19 protein-coding genes and 1 tRNA gene are annotated in these 22479 nt (G+C 70.5%); 15 read left to right on the forward strand and 5 right to left on the reverse strand.

All coding sequences use genetic code 11. The features are described from left to right. Positions 1-63 precede the first annotated feature (63 nt). The 8 genes from recF (at position 64) to ACRYCC_RS25885 (ending at position 10119) form a co-directional block, all read left to right on the forward strand. The gene (recF, locus tag ACRYCC_RS25850) at positions 64-1215 is read left to right on the forward strand and encodes a DNA replication/repair protein RecF (RefSeq protein WP_433816199.1); all 1152 of its coding nucleotides are present in this window, start codon (positions 64-66) and stop codon (positions 1213-1215) included. Next, a complete protein-coding gene (locus ACRYCC_RS25855) occupies positions 1208-1825 on the forward strand; it encodes a DciA family protein (protein WP_433816201.1) in 618 nt (205 codons plus the stop codon). Before recF ends, ACRYCC_RS25855 begins: the two co-directional genes overlap by 8 nt. Before the next feature lie 284 nt (positions 1826-2109). Beyond that, positions 2110-4077 (forward strand): DNA topoisomerase (ATP-hydrolyzing) subunit B, encoded by a 1968-nt coding sequence (gene gyrB, locus ACRYCC_RS25860; protein WP_433816753.1) that lies wholly within the window; start codon positions 2110-2112, stop codon positions 4075-4077. A 91-nt stretch (positions 4078-4168) separates the two neighbouring features. Then, positions 4169-6733: a DNA gyrase subunit A gene (gyrA, locus tag ACRYCC_RS25865; protein ID WP_433816203.1), complete on the forward strand. Its 2565-nt coding sequence runs from the start codon at positions 4169-4171 to the stop codon at positions 6731-6733. A 317-nt stretch (positions 6734-7050) separates the two neighbouring features. After that, a complete protein-coding gene (locus ACRYCC_RS25870) occupies positions 7051-7719 on the forward strand; it encodes a DUF3566 domain-containing protein (protein WP_433816754.1) in 669 nt (222 codons plus the stop codon). A 111-nt stretch (positions 7720-7830) separates the two neighbouring features. Next, positions 7831-7904 (forward strand) — tRNA-Ile (locus ACRYCC_RS25875). An 83-nt stretch (positions 7905-7987) separates the two neighbouring features. After that, on the forward strand, positions 7988-9070 hold the full coding sequence (locus tag ACRYCC_RS25880) for an ADP-ribosylglycohydrolase family protein (protein WP_433816205.1): 1083 nt from the start codon (positions 7988-7990) through the stop codon (positions 9068-9070). Between the two features lie 116 nt (positions 9071-9186). Continuing rightward, entirely contained in the window at positions 9187-10119 is a 933-nt protein-coding gene (locus ACRYCC_RS25885; protein WP_433816206.1) for a PrsW family intramembrane metalloprotease, read from the forward strand. A gap of 12 nt (positions 10120-10131) precedes the next feature. On the opposite strand, the gene ACRYCC_RS25890 is transcribed toward ACRYCC_RS25885, so the two are convergent. Continuing rightward, positions 10132-12876 (reverse strand): helix-turn-helix transcriptional regulator, encoded by a 2745-nt coding sequence (locus ACRYCC_RS25890; protein ID WP_433816207.1) that lies wholly within the window; start codon positions 12874-12876, stop codon positions 10132-10134. A 377-nt stretch (positions 12877-13253) separates the two neighbouring features. Here ACRYCC_RS25890 and dnaK point away from each other — a divergent pair, with 377 nt between their 5' ends. Genes dnaK through trxC form a run of 6 tightly spaced genes read left to right on the forward strand, consistent with a single transcriptional unit; the run spans position 13254 to position 20135 of the window. Then, the gene (gene dnaK / locus ACRYCC_RS25895; RefSeq protein WP_433816208.1) at positions 13254-15188 is read left to right on the forward strand and encodes a molecular chaperone DnaK; all 1935 of its coding nucleotides are present in this window, start codon (positions 13254-13256) and stop codon (positions 15186-15188) included. Between the two features lie 22 nt (positions 15189-15210). Continuing rightward, positions 15211-15747: a nucleotide exchange factor GrpE gene (locus tag ACRYCC_RS25900; RefSeq protein WP_433816210.1), complete on the forward strand. Its 537-nt coding sequence runs from the start codon at positions 15211-15213 to the stop codon at positions 15745-15747. Continuing rightward, entirely contained in the window at positions 15747-16772 is a 1026-nt protein-coding gene (locus ACRYCC_RS25905) for a DnaJ C-terminal domain-containing protein (RefSeq protein WP_433816212.1), read from the forward strand. The genes ACRYCC_RS25900 and ACRYCC_RS25905 overlap by 1 nt, the downstream gene beginning before the upstream one ends. Continuing rightward, the gene (locus ACRYCC_RS25910) at positions 16769-17083 is read left to right on the forward strand and encodes a chaperone modulator CbpM (RefSeq protein WP_433816214.1); all 315 of its coding nucleotides are present in this window, start codon (positions 16769-16771) and stop codon (positions 17081-17083) included. The genes ACRYCC_RS25905 and ACRYCC_RS25910 overlap by 4 nt, the downstream gene beginning before the upstream one ends. Beyond that, positions 17080-19698: an ATP-dependent chaperone ClpB gene (gene clpB, locus ACRYCC_RS25915; RefSeq protein ID WP_433816215.1), complete on the forward strand. Its 2619-nt coding sequence runs from the start codon at positions 17080-17082 to the stop codon at positions 19696-19698. Before ACRYCC_RS25910 ends, clpB begins: the two co-directional genes overlap by 4 nt. Next, positions 19698-20135 (forward strand): thioredoxin TrxC, encoded by a 438-nt coding sequence (gene trxC / locus ACRYCC_RS25920; RefSeq protein ID WP_433816217.1) that lies wholly within the window; start codon positions 19698-19700, stop codon positions 20133-20135. The genes clpB and trxC overlap by 1 nt, the downstream gene beginning before the upstream one ends. A 148-nt stretch (positions 20136-20283) precedes the next feature. Here the strand turns inward: trxC and ACRYCC_RS25925 are convergent, their stop codons facing one another. From ACRYCC_RS25925 to ACRYCC_RS25940, 4 genes are read right to left on the reverse strand one after another with little or no spacing between them, the layout of a single operon-like run. Further along, positions 20284-20526, reverse strand: a complete 243-nt coding sequence (locus ACRYCC_RS25925) for a DUF6504 family protein (protein ID WP_433816219.1) — start codon at positions 20524-20526, stop codon at positions 20284-20286. A 51-nt stretch (positions 20527-20577) separates the two neighbouring features. Then, positions 20578-21075: a GNAT family N-acetyltransferase gene (locus tag ACRYCC_RS25930; RefSeq protein ID WP_433816221.1), complete on the reverse strand. Its 498-nt coding sequence runs from the start codon at positions 21073-21075 to the stop codon at positions 20578-20580. 15 nt (positions 21076-21090) lie between these two features. Further along, the gene (locus tag ACRYCC_RS25935; protein WP_433816222.1) at positions 21091-21882 is read right to left on the reverse strand and encodes an SDR family NAD(P)-dependent oxidoreductase; all 792 of its coding nucleotides are present in this window, start codon (positions 21880-21882) and stop codon (positions 21091-21093) included. Between the two features lie 11 nt (positions 21883-21893). Next, positions 21894-22100, reverse strand: coding sequence for a hypothetical protein (locus ACRYCC_RS25940; RefSeq protein WP_433816224.1), 207 nt, complete (start codon positions 22098-22100; stop codon positions 21894-21896). A 241-nt stretch (positions 22101-22341) separates the two neighbouring features. Here ACRYCC_RS25940 and ACRYCC_RS25945 point away from each other — a divergent pair, with 241 nt between their 5' ends. Beyond that, on the forward strand, positions 22342-22461 hold the full coding sequence (locus tag ACRYCC_RS25945) for a DLW-39 family protein (protein WP_433816226.1): 120 nt from the start codon (positions 22342-22344) through the stop codon (positions 22459-22461). Positions 22462-22479 lie beyond the last annotated feature (18 nt).

Below are 22479 nucleotides of genomic sequence, written 5' to 3' on the forward strand. Positions count from 1 at the left end.
GATCGGGAGACCGGTCATCGGGGTGCGGTCCGCCCACAGGCCGAAGCCCCTAGGCTCGGTGGGGTGCACGTCGCCCACCTTTCCCTCGCCGACTTCCGGTCGTACGAATCCGTGGAGCTGCCGCTCGAGCCCGGGGTCAGCGCCTTCGTGGGCCCCAACGGGCAGGGCAAGACCAATCTGGTCGAGGCGATCGGCTACGTGGCGACCCACGGCAGCCACCGGGTGGCCGGCGACGCCCCGCTGGTCCGGCAGGGCGCGCCCCGGGCGATCGTGCGGACCGGAGTGGTCCGCGACGACCGCAAGGCACTGATCGAGATCGAGATCAACCCCGGGCGGGCCAACCGGGTCCGGCTGAACCGCGGCAACGTCCCCAGGCCGCGGGACCTGCTGGGGATGCTGCGCGTGGTGTTGTTCGCGCCCGAGGACCTGTCGCTGGTGAAGGGCGATCCGGGCGAGCGGCGCAGGTACCTCGACGAGCTGCTGACCGCCCGGGCGCCGCGTTTCGCCGGGGTGCGGTCCGACTACGACCGGGTCCTCAAACAGCGCAACGCCCTGCTGAAGTCGGTGTCGGGTTCGCACCGCCGGGCCCCCGGCGCCGAGGTGCTGGCCACGCTGGACGTGTGGGACTCCCATCTCGCCCGGGCCGGGGCGGAGCTGCTCGCCGCCCGGCTGGAGCTGGTCGCCGCGCTGCGCCCGATCGTCGCCAAGGCGTACTCCGCGCTCGCACCGGCCGGCGTGGCGGAGCTCACGTACAAAAGCTCGCTGGCCGGCCGCACCGAGCGCACCAGTGAGGAGGGCGCGGAGTTGTCCACAGACCGTGGAGAACTCACCGCCCTGCTCGAGGAGGCCCTGGGACAGGCCCGGCGGCAGGAGCTGGAGCGCGGGGTCAGCCTGGTCGGGCCGCACCGCGACGAACTGCTGCTGGGCCTCGGCGACCTGCCCGCCCGCGGCTACGCCAGCCACGGCGAGTCCTGGTCGTTCGCGCTGGGCCTGCGGCTGGCGGCCTATGAGCTGCTGCGCGCGGACGGCGACGATCCCGTACTGATCCTCGACGACGTGTTCGCGGAGCTGGACACCGGCCGCAGGCGGCGGCTCGCCGATATGGTGGCGCCGGCCGAGCAGGTCCTCATCACCGCGGCGGTGCCCGCGGACGTGCCCGGCGAGCTGACCGGTGCGGCGTTCAACGTCGCGGAGGGCGAGGTGACCCGTGCCTGACGACACACAGCCTGTGGACGACCAGGGCGGAGCGAAGGCGCGCGGCGCGGGCTGGACCGAGGGGCGCGGCAGCGAGGAACGCGCGACCGAGCGACGAGGGGAGCCCGAGCCTCAGGGCGCGCCGGAGCGAAGCGGGCAAGCAGCAGGGCTGACGGGCATCGAGCTGGCCCGCGAGGCGCTCGCCCAGGCGAAGGCCGACGCGCTCAAGCGCGGCACCCTGCCCGGCGGGCGGGCCAAGCGCAAGGCACCCCGGCCGGGCCGGGAGCGGGGCCGGGGCAACGGAGATCCACAGCCGTTCGGCTCGGCGATCCGCGACCTGATGGCCGAGCGCGGCTGGGAGCAGAAGGCGGCGGTCGGCGGCGTCTTCGGCAACTGGCCGGGGATCGTCGGCAAGGAGCTCGCCGAGCACACCCGGCCGGAGAAGTTCGAGGAGGGCGAGCTCGTCGTGGCCGCCGACTCCACGGCCTGGGCGACCCAGCTGCGGCTGCTCGCCGGCACCCTGGTGCGCAGGCTGAACGAAGAGCTCGGAGACGGCACGGTACGCCGGGTCAAAGTGGTCGGACCAGCGGCGGCGCCCCGCCGTCCGGGGCAGTGGCGGGTCCGTGGGTGAAGATTTTTCACGTCTCGTACGGATGTTCGCATGGTTACTGGCCAGTCTCGCGGCGAGGGCCACGTAGGCCCGAGAGCCCCTGGGGATACGTAGGGGGATGTGCGTCTTAGCCCTTTCGGGCGCCACGCTCGTTTACAGCCCGCGACAGTGGCACTTTGCGCGCTCTGACCCAGTAGAATGGAACCGGGTTCAGGACACTGCGCCGTCATGGGCAGCCCGTAGATGCGGGCGGCCCTAAGTCTTGTTACGGGGCACGTTCATTTTCAAACGGGGCGCGGGTGTCCGTGGTAGGAGGATCTCCTTTGGCGACCGAGTCGTACGACGCTAGCTCGATCACTGTTCTTGAGGGTTTGGAAGCGGTGCGCAAGCGCCCCGGCATGTACATCGGCTCGACGGGGGAACGCGGTCTCCACCACCTTGTCTATGAGGTCGTGGACAACGCCGTCGACGAGGCACTCGCCGGCCATGCCGACACCATCGAGGTCACCCTGCTGGCCGACGGAGGCGTGCGGGTACTCGACAACGGCCGGGGCATCCCGGTGGGCCTGCACCCGGTGGAGAAGCGGCCCGCGGTCGAGATGGTCCTGACCATGCTGCACGCGGGCGGCAAGTTCGACGGCAAGTCCTACGCCGTCTCCGGCGGTCTGCACGGCGTCGGTGTCTCCGTGGTCAACGCGCTGTCCAAGAAGCTCGAGGTCGAGATTCGCGTGGACGGGCACTTCTGGCGGCAGTCCTATGACACCGGCGTGCCGGTGGCGCCGCTGGCCAAGGGCGAGCCCACCCAGGAGACCGGCACCCAGGTGTCCTTCTGGCCGGACGCCGCGATCTTCGAGACGCTGGAGTGGAGCTTCGAGACGCTCAGCCGGCGGATGCAGGAGATGGCCTTCCTCAACCGCGGTCTGTCGATCACGATCTCCGACGAGCGGCCGGAGCACATCAACGGCGAGCCGCGTACGGTGCGGTACCAGTACGCGGGCGGCATCTCCGACTTCGTACGGCACATCAACGCCTCCAAGGAGGCCGCCCACAACTCGGTCATCGACTTCGGCGACGAGGTCAAGGGCATGTCGGTCGAGATCGCGATGCAGTGGAACCACTCCTACTCCGAGTCGGTCCACACCTTCGCCAACACGATCAACACGGCCGAGGGCGGCACCCACGAGGAGGGCTTCCGGTCGGCGCTGACGACCATCGTCAACAACTACGCCTTCAACCAGAAGCTCCTCAAGGAGGGCAAGGACGACCGGCTCTCCGGTGAGGACGTCCGCGAGGGCCTCACCGCGATCATCTCGATCAAGCTGGCCGAGCCGCAGTTCGAGGGCCAGACCAAGACCAAGCTCGGCAACACCGAGGCCAAGTCGTTCGTCCAGCGGGTGTGCAATGACCACCTGAAGGACTGGTTCGAGGAGAACCCGGGCGAGGCCAAGGAGATCGTCACCAAGTCGCTGCAGGCGGCCCGGGCTCGGATCGCCGCCCGCCAGGCGCGGGATCTGACCCGGCGCAAGAGCCTGCTGGAGTCGACCAGCCTGCCGGGCAAGCTGTCGGACTGCCAGTCCACCGACCCGAGCAAGAGCGAGATCTACGTCGTCGAGGGTGACTCCGCGGGCGGCTCCGCCAAGGGCGGGCGTGATCCGCAGTACCAGGCGATCCTGCCGATCCGCGGCAAGATCCTCAACGTCGAGAAGGCCCGTATCGACCGGGTTCTGAAGAACAACGAGGTCCAGGCGATGATCACCGCCCTGGGCACCGGCATCCACGACGAGTTCGACATCGAGAAGCTCCGCTATCACAAGATCATCCTCATGGCGGACGCCGACGTCGACGGGCAGCACATCCGGACCCTGCTGCTCACCCTGCTGTTCCGGTTCATGAAGCCGCTGGTCGAGGTGGGCTACGTCTACCTCGCCCAGCCGCCGCTGTACAAGATCAAGTGGGACCAGCGGGGCAACGACGTCGACTACGCCTACTCCGACCGGGAGCGCGACGCCGTCGTCGAGGCGGGGATCGCGGCCGGCAAGCGGGACCCCCGCCCGCGCGACGGCGTCCAGCGGTTCAAGGGTCTCGGCGAGATGAACGCCGCCGAGCTGTGGGACACCACGATGGACCCGGCCCACCGGGTCCTGCTCCAGGTGACCCTCGACGACGCCGCGCAGGCCGACGAGCTGTTCAGCGTCCTGATGGGCGAGGACGTCGAGGCCCGCAGGTCGTTCATCCAGCGCAATGCCAAGGACGTGCGTTTCCTCGATATCTGACGCCGCGGGGTCCACGTCCCCGGACGCGGCCCCCCTGACGAGAACTCGCCCGTCGCAGGAATCCGTACGCAGTGAAGAAGAGGTCTTTTAGGTGACGGAACTGACCACGCCGCCCGTGCCGCCGCACGACCGGATCGAACCGGTCGACATCCAGGTGGAGATGCAGCGCAGCTACCTGGACTACGCGATGTCGGTCATCGTCGCCCGCGCGCTGCCGGAGGTGCGGGACGGCCTCAAGCCGGTGCACCGCCGGGTGCTGTACGCGATGTACGACGGCGGTTTCCGGCCGGAGCGCGGCTACAACAAGTGCGCCCGCATCGTCGGTGACGTCATGGGCCAGTACCACCCGCACGGCGACGCCTCGATCTACGACACGGTGGTCCGGCTGGCCCAGCCGTGGGCGCTGCGGTATCCCCTGATCGACGGGAACGGCAACTTCGGCTCTCCGGGCAACGACCCGGCCGCCGCCATGCGGTACACCGAGTGCCGGATGGCGCCGCTGGCCATGGAGATGCTGCGGGACATCGACAAGGAGACCGTCGACTTCTCGCCGAACTACGACGGACGCCAGCAGGAGCCGGACGTCCTGCCGTCGCGGTTCCCGAACCTCCTGGTCAACGGCTCGGCCGGGATCGCGGTGGGCATGGCCACCAACATCCCGCCGCACAACCTGCGCGAGGTCGGCGCCGGCGTCCAGTGGTACCTCGACAACTACGAGACCTCCGACGAGGAACTGCTCGACGCGCTGATCGAGCGGATCAAGGGCCCGGACTTCCCGACCCACGGCCTGATCGTCGGGCGGCGAGGCATCGAGGACGCCTACCGCACCGGCCGCGGCCTGATCACCATGCGGGCCGTGATCGAGGTCGAGGAGATCCAGGGCCGTACCTGCCTGGTGGTCACCCAGCTGCCGTACCAGGTCAACCCGGACAACCTTGCTCTCAAGATCGCGGAGCAGGTGAAGGAAGGTAAGATCACCGGTATCGCCGACGTGCGGGACGAGACGTCCGGCCGTACCGGCCAGCGCCTGGTGATCGTCCTCAAGCGCGACGCGATCGCCAAGGTCGTGCTCAACAACCTCTACAAGCACACCCAGCTCCAGGAGACCTTCGGCGCGAACATGCTCGCGCTGGTCGACGGCATCCCGCGCACGCTCCGGCTGGACCAGTTCGTCCGCTACTGGGTCGAGCACCAGGTCGAGGTCATCGTCCGGCGGACCCGCTTCCTGCTCCGCAAGGCCGAGGAGCGCGCCCACATCCTGCGCGCGTTGCTCAAGGCCCTCGACGCGATCGACGAGGTCATCGCCCTCATCCGGGCGTCGGCGTCGGCGGCGGCGGCCCAGCAGGGGCTGATGGGGCTGCTGGACATCGACGAGATCCAGGCCCAGGCCATCCTCGACATGCAGCTGCGCAAGCTCGCCGCCCTCGAGCGTCAGCAGATCATGGAAGAGCACGCCAAGCTCGAGGCCGAGATCGCCGAGTACAACGTGATCCTGTCCTCCCCGGAGCGGCAGCGGCAGATCATCAGCGAAGAGCTGAACGTGATCACCGAGAAGTACGGCGACGAGCGCCGTACCGAGATCATCCCCTTCGACGGCAACGTCACCTACGAGGACCTGGTCGCCGAGGAGGACGTGGTCGTCACGATCACCCGTGGCGGCTATGCCAAGCGCACGAAGACCGACATGTACCGGGCCCAGCGGCGGGGCGGCAAGGGCGTGCGGGGCGCGCAGCTCAAGCAGGACGACATCGTCGACCAGTTCTTCGTGACCTCCACGCACAACTGGATCCTGTTCTTCACCAACAAGGGCCGGGTCTACCGCGCCAAGGCCTACGAGCTGCCCGACGTCGCCCGCGACGCGCGGGGCCAGCACGTCGCCAACCTGCTCGCCTTCCAGCCCGACGAGCACATCGCCCAGGTCCTGGACCTGCGCAACTACGAGGTGGCGCCGTACCTCGTGCTGGGCACCAAGCAGGGCATGGTGAAGAAGACGGCACTGACCGACTTCGACTCGCCGCGCTCGGGGGGCATCATCGCGATCAACCTCCGGGACGACGACGAGCTCATCGCGGCCCGCCTGGTCGCCGCCGAGGACGACCTGCTCATGGTCTCGACGGGCGCCCAGTCGATCCGCTTCCACGCCGACGACGAGTCGTTGCGGCCCATGGGACGCGCCACCAGCGGGGTCATCGGCATGCGGTTCGAGGAGGGGCACGAGGTCCTCGACATGCACGTCGTACGGGACGGCGGGGGTGCGGACGTCCTCGTCGCGACCGAGGGCGGATACGCAAAGCGGACTCCCATCGACCAATACCCTGTTCAGGGTCGTGGGGGTAAGGGGGTACTCACCGCTAAGATCGTGCAAACTCGGGGCAGGCTGGTAGGTGCCCTCATGGTTCGGCCGGAAGAGGACGAGGTGTTCGCGATGACGTCGAGCGGTGGCGTCATCCGTACGAGCGCCGCGGAGATCAAGCGGTCCGGGCGTCAGACCATGGGCGTTCGTTTGGTGAACCTTGCCGATGGCGATGTCGTCGTCGCCGTCGCGCGGAACGTAGAGTCCATGGAGGACTCGGAGGCGGGGGAAGGTGGCGACCTTGAGTCACCAGCGCAGTCCTCTGACCATGTCTCCGAGCCGTCAGGCGAGGAGGACATGTGAGCGCCACCCCTAGCAGTACGGGAAAGGACCGGCCCGGTCGCTCGGCCGGATCCGGCTCCTCACCGTCCAACGGGACCGGCCTGAGCCGCGGCAACGGCGGCAAGCCGTCGTCCTCGTCGGGAGCGAACTCCACGGTGAATCCGGCCACCGAGCCGGACGAGGCGAAGGTGGAGTCCCCGGCGGCCGTGGAGGGTGCGAAGGACGAAGCCGGCACCTCGCTGGGGTCCTCCGTGGTGTCCTCGGCGTCCTCGGGTGGCGCGCAGGGTGGTTCCGGTGCCAAGACGGAGACGACTCCCGGCAAGCCGGGCACTCCGCCGCTGGGCACGCCGGCGGTCAAGGACGGCCAGGCCAACGACTCCAGCCCGCCGTGGAGCGCGGGCGGCGAGCCCGCCGGCCCGGTGGCGGCCGGACCGGTCCAGCCCGCGCCCTTCGCCGCCCGGGAGGCGGCGCCCGCCGCCGCCCCGGGGCCCGCACCGTCCGGGCCGGGTATGTCGGCGCCGGGCCAGGCGCCCCCGCAGCCCAACCGGAACGCCTCGCTGGGCAACGCCCTCAAGGAGCGCGTCAACGACGTCATGCGGCCCGGTAAGGCGACGGCCGGCGGCAAGTCGCCACGCAAGGCGCATCTCCAGGTGTCACGCCTGGAGCCGTGGTCGGTGATGAAGTTCAGCTTCGTCATGTCGCTGGTGTGCTTCATCGTCCTGCTGGTCGCGGTGGCCGTGATCTACATGATCCTTTCCGGGCTCGGGGTCTTCGACCAGATCGTGCAGACGATCAACGAGCTGACCCAGGACAAGAACGCGGCCAAGACCAGCACCTTCGACGCGGCGAGCTGGTTCTCGTTCACCCGGATCTTCGGCTACACCGCCCTGGTCGGGGCGCTGAACGTCCTGCTCATCACGGCCCTGGCCACCGTCTGGTCGGTCATCTACAACATCGCCGCCGACTTCGTGGGCGGCATCGAGGTCACTCTCAAGGAGGCCGAGTAACCGGCCCGGCGATCCCTGGCCGGTGTCCCTGCTGAGCAGCGCGAAACCTGATTTCCGTTGCCCCTCACGATGGGGTAATCTCACTTCTCGTTGCCCCGCAAGGGTGCACTCGGGCGTATAGCTCAGTCGGTTAGAGCGCGTCCCTGATAAGGACGAGGCCCCAGGTTCAAGTCCTGGTACGCCCACCGGTCGAAAACCCCCGTCGTCAGGCGGGGGTTTTTGCGTGCGCGGCGAAATGGCGGCCGGGGACGGAACTACTCTTTCCGTCATGAATCTCGTTGATCGGGTACGTGGGTGTGTGCTGTGGGGCGCGATCGGTGACGTGCTCGGTGCTCCGATCGAATTCCAGTCGTTGGAGCGGCTCCGGCAGACCTACGGCCCGGACGGCGTGGCGGATCTGGTCTGGCACGAGTCCGGCCGGCTCGGCGCGATCACCGACGACACCCAGATGACGTTGTTCACCATCGAGGGCCTCATCCGCTCCCGTGGGCGTGAGGTGCCGGCCGCGGTGCACGCCGCCCATCGCCGCTGGTACGGCACCCAGATGCTGTCCGGTCCGCCCGAGGGCGGCGGCCCGCAGCGGCTCGCCACCGGGGACGTCGTGATCATGGACGGTGCGCTCGCCGGCCGGCGCTGGCTGTACGCGCGGCGGGCGCCGGGCAACGCCTGCCTGTCCGGGCTGCGGTTCGGGAGGATGCACACCCCGGACCACCCGGCCAACCCCGACTCGAAGGGCTGCGGGGCGGTCATGCGGTCCGCGCCGTTCGGCCTGAACCCGGCCTGGAGCCCCGAGCGGGCCTTCGACCTGGCCGCCGTCTGCGGGGTGCAGACCCATGGGCATCCCTCGGGCCATCTGGCGGCGGGTGCCTTCGCCGCCATCACCCGCCATCTCCTCGACGACCTGGACCTGGAGGAGGCCGTCCGCCGGGTGCTGGACCACCTCGGCTCCCGCGACGGCGGCCGCGAGACCCACGACGCGCTGCGCACCGCCCTCCAGGCCGCCGAGGAGGGCACGCCGTCCGCGGAGCGGCTGGAGGAACTCGGCGCGGGCTGGGTCGCCGAAGAGGCGCTGGCCATGTCCGTGTACTGCGCGCTCGTCCACCCCGGCGACATCCGGGCGGCGTTGCTGCTGGCCGTCAACCACTCCGGCGACAGCGACTCCACCGGGGCCATCACCGGCAACCTGCTCGGCGTCCGGCACGGCGAAGCGGGCATCCCCGAGGCGTGGGCGCTCGCGCTGGAGGGCCGCGAGACCATGCTGGGCCTCGCCGACGACTTCGTGCGCGCCGTGACCGATGGCCACCCGGAGGACCCGGCCTGGCTGGAGCGCTACCCCCCGCAGTCCACCTGACGGACCCCGCGGGGCAGGCGGATGAGCCGGGCTTTCCGCCGGTGCACGATGCCGCCGGTGCACGATTACAAGATCGGGGGATACGGCGGTGCGGGGCCCCCGTAATGCTCGGTTCCATGCCTCCGATCGAGGGTTCACCGCCTCCGGGCCGGGTGCCGGCGTACGGGACCGGCGCCGTGCGACCGGCGCGTGCCGGGCGCGGACGATCGTGGTTGAAGATCTTCTTCGCCGGCCTGGTGCTCTGGCTGGCCAGCCTCCTGGTCACCCTGCTGACCGCCAACACCAACCTGGTGCCGACCCTGATACTGCTGGGCAGCTTCCTGGTCCCGGTCACGTTCGTCGCGTGGTCTTTCGAGCACTGGCGTGACGAGCACGTCACCACCGAGCTGGTGGTCCGTGCCTTCGTCGCGGGAGGGGTGCTAGGGGTGCTCGGCGCCTCCCTGCTGGAGAGCTATCTGCTGTCCCCCTCGCCGCTGCTCTTCCTGGGCGTGGGCCTGATCGAGGAGGCGGTCAAGCTGGCGGCCTTGATCTACATCACCCGACGGCTGCCGCGCCGCCACGTCAGGGACGGGGTCGTGCTCGGCGCCGCGGTCGGCTTCGGGTTCGCCGCCTTCGAGAGCGCCGGGTACGCGTTCAACGCGCTGCTGACCGTACGCGGCCTGTCGTTGCACGCGCTGGTCGAGACGGAGATCATCAGAGGGCTGCTCGCACCGGTGGGGCACGGGCTGTGGACCGCGATCCTGGGTGGCTTCCTCTTCCGGGCGAGCCGGGGCGGGGCCTTCCACTACAGCACCGGACTGCTGCTGGCCTATCTGTGGGTCTCGGTGCTGCACGCGCTCTGGGACTCGATGAATGGCATCGCCGTGGCGCTGACCTTCCTGCTCACCGGCTCCGCCTGGCAGTACCGGCTCCTCGAGTACGGCTACATGCCGAAACCCACCGAGGAACAGGTCCATCTGTTCACGGTGCTGTCGATCAGCGGGCTGTCCCTGGTGAGCGCCCTCGGTATCGCGACCCTTGTCCTGACCTGGCGCGGCGACCGGGAGTGACGGCAGATCGGCTCACCGCTCCTGTCGCAGGGCGATCCGGGTCAGGTCGACCCGGGAGCTGATCCCCAGTTTGCGGAAGACCTGCCGCAGATGGAACGCCACGGTGTGCACGCTCAGGAACATCTGGTCGGCGGTCTGCTGGTTGGTCAGCCCCTGCGCGACCAACTCGGAGACCGAGCGTTCGGTGTCGGTCAGGCTGGCCCACCCGGTGACCGGCCGTTCCGCCGACGCCCAGTGCCGATGCCGTACGCCCAGGCGGCGCAGGCGCCGGCGGACGCGGGCGGCGTCCCGCCGGGCGCCGGACTCCTCGTAGTGGGCGATTGCGCGTTCCAGGCTGTGCACGGCCTGGCGGCGATCACCGTCGGCCGCGAGGACCTCCCCGAGGTCCTCCGTCGCCGAGGCACGCGCCCACGGATCGACGTGTTCCTTCACCGCGCGTTCCAGGGCATCGGGCTCGCCGTCCAGCAGGCCGCGGGCGTGGGCGGCGGCGGCGTTCACGGCGGGGAAACCGGGGTTGGCCAGGGCGATGCTCTCGGCCGCCTCGACCACGGTGCCGGCCCGGCGGGGGTCGTCCGCGGCGAGCGCCACGCGGACCAGCCAGGACGCCGTCGCGGGATCCGCGACGAGCACTCCCGGGTGGGCGGGCAGCTCGTCGACGATCCCGGCGAGCAGCTCCAGGGCCGCCGTGGGGTCGCCCCTGGCCTCGGCGGCCTGAGCCTGCAGGATGCCGCATCGCGGCTGCGCGAAGGTCATGCCGTAGTGCGCCAGGTGCCCCTGGTCCTGCACGGCCAGGCCCTCCGCCGTACGCAGATCGCCACGGCGGAGTGCGACGGTGCCGAGGACGGACTTCGCGACAGCGGTGAACAGATGGGTCCCGAGGGATTCGGTGATCTCCAGTCCGGCGGTGGCCGCGGCGACGGCGTCGTCGAGCCTGCCGGTCGCGAGGTCGAGCCGGGAGCCGAGGATGGCGGGCCCGCCGGCCCAGGCGACATGTCCCAGCGATTGGACCTCTTCGGCCGCCGCCCGTGCGGCGGTGCCGGCCTCCTCGATGAGGCGGACGTCGGCGAGCATGCCGGCCAGGGTCAGGCCGGGATGGATGCGCCGTGCCTCGGCGGATCCGAGGCCGGCCCGGCGGACGGCCTCGCGGCACAGTCCGAGCGCCTCGGCGAGCCTGGCCTCGTCCCATTTGATCACCGAGAGGACGACCATGGCGCCGACGATCAGCGCGTCGCCACGCAGCTTGCGGTCCTCCAGGACCGCGGTGGCCAGCTCCCCGGCCCGCACGTTGTCGCGCAGTCCCGCGAGGGCGTGCAGCATGGCCAGCTCCGCGTCGTCGCGCAGCCCGCCCGGTGGCAGCGGCTCGCTCAGGGCCGCCGCAGCCTCGTCCCTCGCCTCGGCGGCCCGGCCGCTCAGATACAAGATCGTGGAGAGGGCGGAGTGCAGCTGGGCCGTCGCCGGCACGGGCAGCCGGTGGGTGAGCGCCGACCGTACGAGCTCGGTGGCCGTGTCGAGCCGGCCGGCCGCCGCGCAGGCCTCGGTGGCGACGACCGTCCGGGCGAAGCGGCCGGGGTCGGCCTGGTCGGTCAGCTCCAACGCCCGTACGGCCACATCGGCGGCGGTCTGGGGGGAGGAGGGAAAGACCTCGGCGACGGCTTCGTCCAGCCCGGCCAGGGCGCGTGAGTCACCGCGCCGGGCACCCTTGATCAGGTGGGCCGCCGCGGGCACCACACAACCGCCGCGGTCGAGGAGCATCTCCCCCGCCTGGCGATGCAGCGCCTGTCGCATCGGGCCGGGAAGCCCGTCCAGGATGCACCGCCACACCAGCTCATGGCGGAAGACGATCTCATCGTTGGTCGCCGTCAGGAGGTCGGTGGAGAGCGCCTCCTCCACGCATGGCCAGATCATGGCCGGGCGCTCTGCGAGCATCTCGGCGGCGTCTCCGGGCACGAAGGACCGGCCGAGCACGGCGGCGATCTCGAGGAAGTGCCGGACCTCGGGGCTCAGTGCCTCAAGCCTGCGCCTGACGACGGCTTGTAACCGGCGCGGCAGCCGGTCGCCGGCCGGCCGGGCGCCGGACGGCGAGAGGTCGAGGGCCCCCTCGTCGCGGAGCCCGGTCACGAGCTGGACCAGCAGGAAGGGATTGCCGCCGGCGCCGGCGGCGAGCGCCAGCAACTCCGGGGCCGGCGCCGTGCCGAGCAGCTCCGTGATGAGCTCTGTGACGGCGTCCTGGTCGAGCGGGACGAGCTCGAGGCGGATGGCCCCCTCGGACTCGAGGAGCGCGAAAAGCCGGCCGGCGTCGTTCCCGTGATCGCCCGCGGACCGCGCCAGGATCCAGACCAGGGGCCGGGAGCTCAGTTGCCGTGGCAAGGTCCGGAGCAGGAGCAGGGTGGTGGGATCGGCCCAATGCAGATCGTCCAGGGTCAGGAGGGCCGGGCCCGCGGTGGCGCGCCGTTCGAGCCGGGACCAGAGCCGCTGGGCCGACCGGATGTGCTGATCGGGCACGTCGAGGCCGGGCTCCGGGACCTCGTCGAGAGCCGTCAGCAGCGGAGCCATGGGAACGATCTGCCCGAGCTCCTCGGCAACGCCGGTGGCCAGCGAGAAGCCCATCCCGGCCGCCAGCTCGTTCGCCTCGGTCAGCAGCGAGGTCTTGCCCATCCCGGGTTCGCCCTCGACGAGGAGGACGCCGCCACGGCCGTGCGCCTCGGCGCTCCTCAGGAGGCCGAGGACCACCTGCCGGCCATGCTCCCGGCCCTGCATGGGGCCTCCCGAGTGCAGTCCTGAACGATGCTCCGCGGGCAGCCGGCTTCATCTTCCAGGCGTTACCGCGCCTGTAGCCACCGGCCATGTGATCACTCTGTGCCGGTCCGGCTGCGCTGACCTTGGAAAACAGGTCATACCCCCGAACCTTCCGCCGAATCGCTGCAGGTCGGGCGCCCAGAACTACCCGGTCGGAGGATGCGGGATCCCGGCGGAGGAACAAGCGTCAGAAGATGCAGCCGCTCTCCTCCCGAGGAGCGAGGAGGGCGGTGGCGCCGGTGGATCGCACGCGCCGGACCGGGTGCGTGCGATGACGCGGTCCCGGGCGGCCTGGTTGTGGACGAGCTGGTCTTGGACGGGCTTGGAAGGAGCTGATGATGGCGAGAGCGGTCGGAATCGACCTGGGCACGACCAACTCGGTGATCGCGGCCATGGAGGGCGGCGCGCCGACCGTGATCCCGAACGCCGAGGGCTCGCGGACGACGCCCTCGGTGGTCGCCTTCACCGAGTCCGGCGAGCGGCTGGTCGGGCAGCTGGCCCGGCGGCAGGCGATCCTGAACCCCAAGGGGACGATCTATTCGGCCAAGCGGTTCATCGGGCGGCGCTACGAAGAGGTCACCAGTGAGATGAACGCGGTGTCGTTCGACGTGACCGAGGGACCGGACGGCTCGGTCCGCTTCAAGGTCCGCGACAAGCCGTACGCGCCCGAGGAGATCTCCGCTCTCGTCCTGCGCAAGCTGACGGAGGACGCCGCCAAGTTCCTGGGCGAGAAGGTCACCGAGGCCGTCATCACCGTGCCGGCGTACTTCAACGACGCCCAACGCCACGCGACCAAGGACGCCGGGAAGATCGCGGGGCTCGAAGTGCTCCGGATCATCAACGAGCCGACCGCGGCCGCCCTGGCCTACGGGCTGGACAAGAAGGAGAACGAGACCGTACTGGTCTTCGACCTCGGCGGCGGGACGTTCGACGTCAGCATCCTCAGCATCGGGGAGGGAGTGGTCGAGGTCCGGTCGACGTCCGGCGACACCCATCTCGGCGGCGACGACTTCGACCGCCGTGTCGTCGACTACCTGGCCGACGACTTCCAGCGCCAGGAGGGCATCGACCTGCGGCAGGACCCGCAGGCGCTGCAGCGGCTCTTCGAGGCCGCGGAGAAGGCGAAGATCGAGCTGTCCTCGGTCACCCAGACGCAGATCAGCCTGCCCTTCGTCACCGCGGACGCCAACGGCCCCAAGCACCTGAACACCACTCTCATGCGCTCGACCTTCGAGCAGATCACCGCCGACCTCATCGAGCGCACCAGGGGGCCGGTCGAGCAGGCCATGGCGGACGCCAAGCTCACCCCCAACGACATCGACGAGGTGATCCTGGTCGGCGGCTCGACCCGCATTCCCGCTGTGCAGAGCCTCGTGCGCCGGCTGACCGGCGGCAAGGACCCCAACATGACGGTCAACCCCGACGAGGTCGTCGCGCTGGGCGCGGCCATCCAGGCCGGTGTCCTCAAGGGCGAGGTCAAGGACGTCCTGCTGCTCGACGTGACGCCGCTGTCGCTCGGCCTGGAGACGCTGGGCGGGGTCATGACCAAGGTCATCGAACGCAACACCACCATCCCCGCCCGCCGGACCGAGACCTTCAGCACGGCCGAGGACAACCAGAACGCCGTGGACGTGGTGGTCCTGCAGGGCGAGCGGGAGCGGGCCGCCGACAACCGGGTCCTCGGCCGGTTCCGGCTGGAGAACATCCGGCCCGCGCCGCGCGGCGAGCCGCAGGTCGAGGTCACCTTCGACGTCGACGCCAACGGCATCCTGAACGTCTCCGCGCGCGACAAGGACACCAACGCCGAGCAGCGGATCACCATCAGCGAGAGCTCCAACCTGGACAAGTCAGAGGTCGAGCGGATGGTCGCCGATGCCGAGCGCAACCGCGGCGAGGACCTCCGGCTGCGTACCGCGATCGACGCCCGTAACGAGCTGGACAGCGCCGCCTACCAGGTGGAACGCCGGTTGCAGGAGCTCGGCGACTCTGTACCCGTGCACGAGAAGGCGCGGGCGGAGATGCTCGTCGGCGACGCCCGCAACCTCATGAAGGACGAGCAGGCACCGGTGGAGCGGCTGCGCTCCCTGACCGCCGAACTGCAGCAGGTCTACCACGGCCTGGGCAGTACGGCCCGGCAGCCGCAGGGCGCCGGCCCGAGCGGACCCGGCGAGCCTGGCGGGCCTGGTGGCCCTGGCGGGCCCGGCGGAGCGCCCGGAGGCCCAGGAGCCGCCGATGACGATGTCATCGACGCCGAGTTCACCGCTCCGGAGTGACATGTCCGCGCAACATCGGCCGATGAACGGCCCACCAGAGGGCCATCCCGCTTCCGAACCGCCGCCGGGCGGGGACGAGGGACGGGAGGAGCCCGCACGCCAGGAGGACGCCCAGATCCCGGAGCTGCGTCGGCGCGTCGAGGAGCTCGACGACCTGTGGCGCAGGGCGGTCGCCGACGCCGACAACCAGCGCAAGCGGTTCACCCGGGACCTCCAGCAGGGTCTCGAACGCGAGCGCGAGCGGGTGTCCGCCCAGTGGCTCACGATCGTGGACAACCTGGAGCGTGCCCTGGAGCACGCGGACGCCGACCCCAAGGCCATGCTCAACGGGGTCCAGGCGATCCGTGACCAGGCGATCGACGTCCTCGCCCGGCTCGGATTCCCCAGACGCGACGATATGGGCCAGAGCTTCGACCCGGCCCGGCACTCCGCCGTCGCCACCAGGGAGGACGCCGACGCGCCACCGGGCACGATCGTCGAGGTGCTCCAGCCCGGTTACGGCGACGACGAGCACCAGTTGCGTCCCGCACTGGTCGTGGTGGCCCAGAAGGCGGACTGATGGCGGCCCGCGATTTCTACCAGGCGCTGGGGGTGCCCAGGAGCGCCTCCCAGGACGAGATCCAGCGGGCCTACCGCAAGCTCGCCCGGTCCTACCATCCCGACGTCAACAAGGATCCCGAGGCGGAGGAGCGGTTCAAGGAGGTCTCCGAGGCCTACGACGTGCTCTCCGACCCGGAGACCAGGCGCCGCTATGACGCGTTCGGCGCCGACTTCCGGCAGGTGCCGCCGGAGGTGAGCCCGGAGGACTGGGCCAGGGCGCGGGCCGGTGGAGGCCGGGCCCGGGCCGGTGCCGGCCGGCCCGGAGCCGGTCCCGCTTGGACCGGTGCCGGTGCCGGCCCCGGCGTCGGTGGCTGGGCCGGAGCCGAGGGCGTCGACATCGAGGACCTGTTCGGTGACCTCTTCGGGGGGCGCGCCAGAGCCCGGGGCGGCCGGGCGCGTGGGCCGATCGCCGGCGCCGACCAGGAGGCCGAGCTGGAGGTGAGCGTCGAGGAGGCCTACCGCGGCGGCCGCCGCTCCCTCACCATCAGCGGTCTCGGCGGGCCACGGACCCTGGAGGTCACCATCCCGCCGGGGGTCACCGACGGGCAGCGCATCCGGCTGGCGGGCCAGGGCGGGCACGGCATGGAGGGGGCACCCGCCGGAGACCTCTACCTGATCGTCCGGCTCGCCCCGCACCCGCGCTACCGCGTCAGCGGCCGCGACCTCACCGTCGACCTGCCGCTCGCCCCCTGGGAGGCGGCGCTCGGCACCACCGCGCCGGTGGACACCCCGGGAGGCGAGGCCAAGGTGGTCGTGCCCGCCGGCTCCTCGAGCGGACGGCGCCTGCGCCTGCGCGGCCGGGGCCTGCCCAACCCCCGGGGAGAGCCCGGTGATCTGTACGCCGAGATCCGGATCATGGTGCCCGCACACCTGTCCGCCGAGGAACGACGGCTGTTCGAGGAGCTCGCCGCGGTGTCCGGCTTCGACCCCAGAAGTGCCGGCCCGCGACGCTCCAGCGAATCCACCTCCGGGAGGCGACGGTGAACTACGCACTCGTACGGCCGGCACGCCTGGACCTCGAATCGTTCGCGCACGCCACGGGCACCCATCCGGAGTTCGTACGCCGGCTGGTCGACCTCGGCATCCTCGACGCCGACCAGGACCTCACCGGGAATCTGTGGTTCTCCCTGGGACAGCTCGCGGCCATGGCCCGGATCCAGCGCCTGCGCACGGGGTTCGCCCTGAACTACGCCGCTCTCGGCCTCGTGATCGACCTTCTCGACCGCATCACCGCGCTGGAGACCGAACTCCGCACCAGCCCTCGACGTACCGGAGGCCGACGACCGTGGACATGAACAAGCTCACGCAGAAGTCCCAGGAGGCGCTGCACGACGCCCAGACCAAGGCGCTGCGCTTCGGGCACACCGAGATCGACGGCGAACACCTGCTGCTGGCGCTGCTCGACCAGCCCGAAGGCCTCGTACCCCGGCTGCTGGAGCAGGCCGGGGTCGACCCGGGCCGGTCGCGGACCGCACTCGAGACCGAGCTGGGCCGCCGTCCCCGGGTCAGCGGGCCCGGCGCGGCGCCCGGCCAGGTCTACGTCACCCAGCGGCTCTCGCGGCTGCTCGACACCGCGGAGCAGGAGGCCAAACGGCTCAAGGACGAGTACGTCTCGGTCGAGCACCTGATCATCGCCCTGATCGAGGAGGGCAACGAGACGCCCGCCGGTCGGCTGCTGCACGAGCAGGGGCTGACCCGGGACGGATTCCTGACGGCGCTCACGAAGATCAGGGGGAATCAGCGGGTCACCTCCGCGATGCCGGAGGTCGCCTACGAGGCTCTCGAGAAGTACGGCCGGGACCTGGTCACGGACGCCTCCACCGGCAAGCTGGACCCGGTCATCGGCCGGGACGCCGAGATCCGCCGGGTGATCCAGATCCTGTCCCGCAAGACCAAGAACAACCCGGTCCTCATCGGCGATCCGGGCGTGGGCAAGACCGCCATCGTCGAGGGACTCGCCCAGCGCATCACCCGCGGGGACGTACCCGAGGGGCTGCGCGACAAGACGATCTTCGCCCTCGACATGGGCTCGCTGGTGGCCGGCGCGAAGTACCGGGGTGAGTTCGAGGAGCGGCTCAAGGCCGTGCTGTCCGAGGTGAAGGCGGCGGAGGGGCACATCCTGCTGTTCATCGACGAGCTCCACACGGTCGTCGGGGCGGGCGCCACCGAGGGTGCGATGGACGCGGGCAACATGCTGAAGCCGATGCTGGCCCGCGGTGAGCTGCACCTGATCGGTGCCACCACGCTCGTGGAGTACCGCAAGCACATCGAGAAGGACGCGGCCCTCGAACGCCGCTTCCAGCCGGTGTTCGTCGACGAACCCGGTGTGGAGGACGCCATCTCCATCCTGCGCGGGCTGCGGGAGCGGTTCGAGGTGTTCCACGGGGTGAAGATCCAGGACACCGCCCTCATCGCCGCCGTGACGCTCAGCCATCGCTACATCTCCGACCGGTTCCTGCCCGACAAGGCCATCGACCTCGTCGACGAGGCCTGTGCGATGTTGCGCACCGAGATCGACTCGATGCCCGCGGAGCTGGACGAGCTGACCCGCCGGATGATGCGCCTGGAGATCGAGGAGGCCGCGCTCGCCAAGGAGGACGATCCCGGCTCCGCCAGGCGGCTGGAGGACCTGCGGCGCGAGCTGGCCGACGTACGCGCCGAGGCGGACGCGATGCGCGCCCAGTGGGAGGCCGAGCGGAACGCGCTGCGCAAGGTCCAGGAACTGCGTGCCGAGATCGAGCGGGTCCGGGAGGACGCCGACCGGGCCGAGCGTGACTACGACCTGAACCGGGCCGCCGAGCTGCGGCACGGCCTGCTGCCCGAGCTGGAGCGGAAACTGCAGTCCGAGGAGGAGCGGCTCGCGGCCAAGCAGGGTGAGCGGCGCCTGCTGCGCGAGGTGGTCACCGAGGAGGAGATCGCGTCGATCGTCTCCCGGTGGACGGGCATCCCGGTCTCCCGGCTGCAGGAGGGGGAACGCGACAAGCTGCTGCGGCTCGACGAGCTGCTGCACGAGCGGGTGGTCGGCCAGGACGAGGCCGTACGGCTGGTGGCGGACGCGATCATCCGGGCCCGCTCCGGCATCAAGGACCCGCGCCGGCCCATCGGGTCGTTCATCTTCCTCGGACCCACCGGTGTGGGCAAGACGGAGCTGGCCCGCGCGCTCGCGGCGGCCCTCTTCGACACCGAGAACAACATGATCCGCATCGACATGAGCGAGTACCAGGAACGGCACACCGTCAGCCGGCTGGTGGGGGCCCCGCCCGGATACATCGGGTACGAGGAGGGCGGCCAGCTCACCGAGGCGGTACGGCGCAAGCCGTACTCCGTGGTGCTCTTCGACGAGATCGAGAAGGCGCACGCCGACGTCTTCAACACCCTGCTCCAGGTGCTCGACGACGGCCGGCTCACCGACGCCCAGGGCCGGACGGTGGACTTCCGCAACACCATCATCATCATGACCTCCAACATCGGCTCGGACTACCTGCTCGACGGGATCGGGCCCGACGGCCAGATCAAGCCGGAGATCCGCGAGCACGTGTTCGCGCAGCTGCGGCTGCAGTTCCGCCCGGAGTTCCTCAACCGGGTGGACGACACCGTCCTGTTCAAGCCGCTGACCCTGACGGAGATCGAGGAGATCGTCGGGCTGATGTTCGAGGACCTGCGCGACCGGCTGGCCGAGCGCGGGATCACCCTGGAGGTGACCCACGAGGCGCGGCGGTTCATCGCCGAGCAGGGATACGACCCGGTCTACGGCGCGCGGCCGCTGCGCCGCTTCATCGCGCACGAGGTCGAGACCCGGGTCGGGCGTGCGCTGCTCAGCGGGGACGTCGGCGAGGGTGGCACCATCCAGGTGGACCTCGTCGGTGAGAAGGAGCTCACGGTGACCTACGAGCAGCCCGGGGGAACCTGATGGTCGTGCCATGCCCGAACTGCGGGACGAAGAACCGGGTGCCCGCCGCCGCGCCGGGCGTGCCCCGCTGCGGCAAGTGCCGTGAGGCGCTGCCCTGGGTCGCCGACGCCGGGGACGGCGACTTCCCCGAGGTCGTGCAGCAGTCGGTCATCCCGGTCATCGTCGACTTCTGGGCACCGTGGTGCGGGCCCTGCCGCATGGTCAGCCCGGCGCTGGAGGAACTGGCCCGCGACCTGGCGGGCCAGGTGAAGCTCGTCAAGATCAACGTGGATGAGGCGCCCCAGCTGTCTGAACGCTTCTCGATCCGGGCCATCCCCACGCTGATGCTGACGAGCCACGGGGAGACGGTCGCCGTTCAGCAGGGCGCGCTGCCCAAGGCGCAACTGCGCGCGTGGGTGGACGAGGGGCTGGCCACCGCGCGGAAGAACGGCGGCTGACATGGGTCTCGACGCGGCACGAACGGGCTCCGCGACCCGAGCGACGCGGCCCCGGCCCGGGTCATCGGGCCACCGGCCGCTGTTTCCCGTGAAACTCTCTGCGCTCTGGTCGCCGGGCTCGCCTTCTCGGACGGGTCGCTGAGCGCCCTCACGTCCACAGGTGGCGCAGGCGCCATCCGTCGGTGCCACCGGCGATCTCGGCGACGCCGGGTTCGCCGCCGGCGGTGGTCACGCCGACCCGGTAGAGCCGGCCCTCGCCAGGGGCCTGCCAGACGGCGAGCACGGACCGGACATGCATCCTGCCGCCCCGCCAGTGGAAGGCGGCCGGTGTCCCGGCCGAGGTGATCTCTGTCCTGATGGGTTCGTTGTACAGCTGAGGCACATCGAACATCCTATCGATGAAACCGCGGTGTGGCCGCGTCGCCGCGCCGTACGGAGCCGGTCACGAAGGCGGTGAGGCGGCCACCCGGCCCAGGTAGACCCAGACGGGCCGCAGGCCACGCCGCTCGTACAGCTGCTGGGCGCCGCTGTTGGCGGCCAGCGTGCCGATGAACAGGTCGCCGATGCCGAGGTTCTCCAGTTCGGCGTCCACCGCGTCCAGCAGCCGGGTGCCGATGCCGTTGCCGCGTTCCCCGGGCGCCACCGACAGCGTCTGCACCTCGGCCGTCCGCTCCCCGGTCACCCAGGTGTCGTCCACGCCGTCCCTGACGTGCACGAAGGCGTACCCCAGCAGTTCCTCCGCGCGCTCGGCGAGCAGCACGAACGAGCCCTCGGATTTGATCCACTCGCCGTAGAGGACCCGCCGGATCGCCCAGGATCGCTCGTCCGGATGGTAGGTGTAACCCGGCATCACCGAGCGGTGATGATCGTGCAGTGCGAGCCAGAGCGGTTCGAGCCGGTCGAGGCTCTCCGCCCCGGCCTTGCGGATGACGATGTTCACGGCTGCATCGTACGATCAGCGCTTCTCCCGCTGCCCCGCGGCCATCTGCTCGGTGATCTTGTCACCGCCGACCCTGCGCTGGACCGATGCGGCGAGCCCGGGCGCCACGCCGCCGAAGAAGGTGGCCAGCCGCAGCGGCACGGGCGCCACGTCGATCTCGGCCACGTTCTTCTCGACCGCGCGGACGACCGCGCGGGCCACGTCCGCGGGCGTACGGGTGCCGACGCCCCGCGGCAGGGTCACCCCGGAGTCGGCGAACATCCCCGCGTCCCGGATGAAGCCGGGGAAGACCGTCGACACGCCGACGCCGTGTGGCCGCAGATCCTCGCGCAGGGCCAGCGCGAAGCCGCGCAGCCCGAACTTCGTGGCGTTGTACATCGCGGCCCCGCCGGAGGCCGTCTTGCCCGACAGCGAGTTGATGAAGACCAGGTGCCCGCGGCCGCGGGCGCTCAGCCGGGCGGCGGCCAGCCGGGCCAGCACGATCGGCGCCCGCAGATTGACCTCCAGCGCCCGGTCGATCTCCTCGACGCTGTAGTCGGTCAGCAGCCCGGAGCCGGGCAGTGCCGCGTTGGCCACGATGACGTCCAGGTCGCCGGCCGCGTCGAGCAGCTCCGTGACGCCGGCGCGGTCGGCGAGGTCCGCGGCGATCGCGCGGCCGCCGAGCCTGGTGGCCAGCGGCTCGAGGACGTCCGTCCGCCGGCCCGTGAGGATCACCTCGCCACCCCGCGCGGCGACGGCGACGGCGATGGCCTGGCCGATCCCGCCGGTGGCACCGGTGATGAGAACATGTGCGCCGCTGAGTTCCATGGGGGAGATGATTACATTCCCATGCGCCAGAGGAACAGGATCAGGACGGAGATCACCAATTCGGCCACGCCGAGGGGAGCGCCGCCGATGATGATCAGACCGAAGCCGGCCAGGATCAGCAGCAGCGCGGTGACCGCCATACCCCTGTCAGCGGCCGGCTCCACCGGCTGTTCCCGCAGCTCGAACTCCCACAGGCCGAAATCGTCCCGTGTGCTCATCGGCACTCCCTGGATCACTCCATAACCCGACAATACGGATATCTCGGTTCGGCTACATCCCTTGCGGACGCTCGATATCAGGTATGTCCGCTCCTCGCCGGGATGACCGGCTGAAAAACAGGTGACGAGTGCGGACGTACACCGCACGCTTGCTAGGCTTCGGTGAATCTGGAGACGGGTCAGGGTTGACCAGCGTGTCTCCGGTACGGGTTTCTGAGCCGAGCTGTAAAGGGGTCCCACTATGAAGAAGCTGCTCGTTCTGGCACTGGTGGCAGTCGGCGGTTTCGCTGTCTGGCGTCGGCTGCAGCAGGACCGCGCCGAGCTGGACCTGTGGACCGAGGCCACGTCCGTCGACGCCTGACGGACTGACGCCCGTCCC

Origin of the sequence: Actinomadura scrupuli (genome assembly GCF_050971785.1) — a bacterium.
In the GTDB taxonomy this organism is placed as follows: Bacteria; Actinomycetota; Actinomycetes; order Streptosporangiales; family Streptosporangiaceae; genus Actinomadura_E; species Actinomadura_E scrupuli.

Bases quoted from the DNA above. Each gene is read 5' to 3' on its own strand.
- ACRYCC_RS25900 (WP_433816210.1), top strand. From the start codon at position 15,211: ATGAACGGCCCACCAGAGGGCCATCCCGCTTCCGAACCGCCGCCGGGC.
- ACRYCC_RS25880 (WP_433816205.1), top strand. From the start codon at position 7,988: ATGAATCTCGTTGATCGGGTACGTGGGTGTGTGCTGTGGGGCGCGATC.
- ACRYCC_RS25935 (WP_433816222.1), bottom strand. From the start codon at position 21,882: ATGGAACTCAGCGGCGCACATGTTCTCATCACCGGTGCCACCGGCGGG.
- ACRYCC_RS25945 (WP_433816226.1), top strand. From the start codon at position 22,342: ATGAAGAAGCTGCTCGTTCTGGCACTGGTGGCAGTCGGCGGTTTCGCT.
- ACRYCC_RS25905 (WP_433816212.1), top strand. From the start codon at position 15,747: ATGGCGGCCCGCGATTTCTACCAGGCGCTGGGGGTGCCCAGGAGCGCC.
- ACRYCC_RS25885 (WP_433816206.1), top strand. From the start codon at position 9,187: ATGCCTCCGATCGAGGGTTCACCGCCTCCGGGCCGGGTGCCGGCGTAC.
- ACRYCC_RS25940 (WP_433816224.1), bottom strand. From the start codon at position 22,100: ATGAGCACACGGGACGATTTCGGCCTGTGGGAGTTCGAGCTGCGGGAA.
- dnaK (WP_433816208.1), top strand. From the start codon at position 13,254: ATGGCGAGAGCGGTCGGAATCGACCTGGGCACGACCAACTCGGTGATC.
- ACRYCC_RS25925 (WP_433816219.1), bottom strand. From the start codon at position 20,526: ATGTTCGATGTGCCTCAGCTGTACAACGAACCCATCAGGACAGAGATC.
- ACRYCC_RS25890 (WP_433816207.1), bottom strand. From the start codon at position 12,876: ATGCAGGGCCGGGAGCATGGCCGGCAGGTGGTCCTCGGCCTCCTGAGG.
- trxC (WP_433816217.1), top strand. From the start codon at position 19,698: ATGGTCGTGCCATGCCCGAACTGCGGGACGAAGAACCGGGTGCCCGCC.
- clpB (WP_433816215.1), top strand. From the start codon at position 17,080: ATGAACAAGCTCACGCAGAAGTCCCAGGAGGCGCTGCACGACGCCCAG.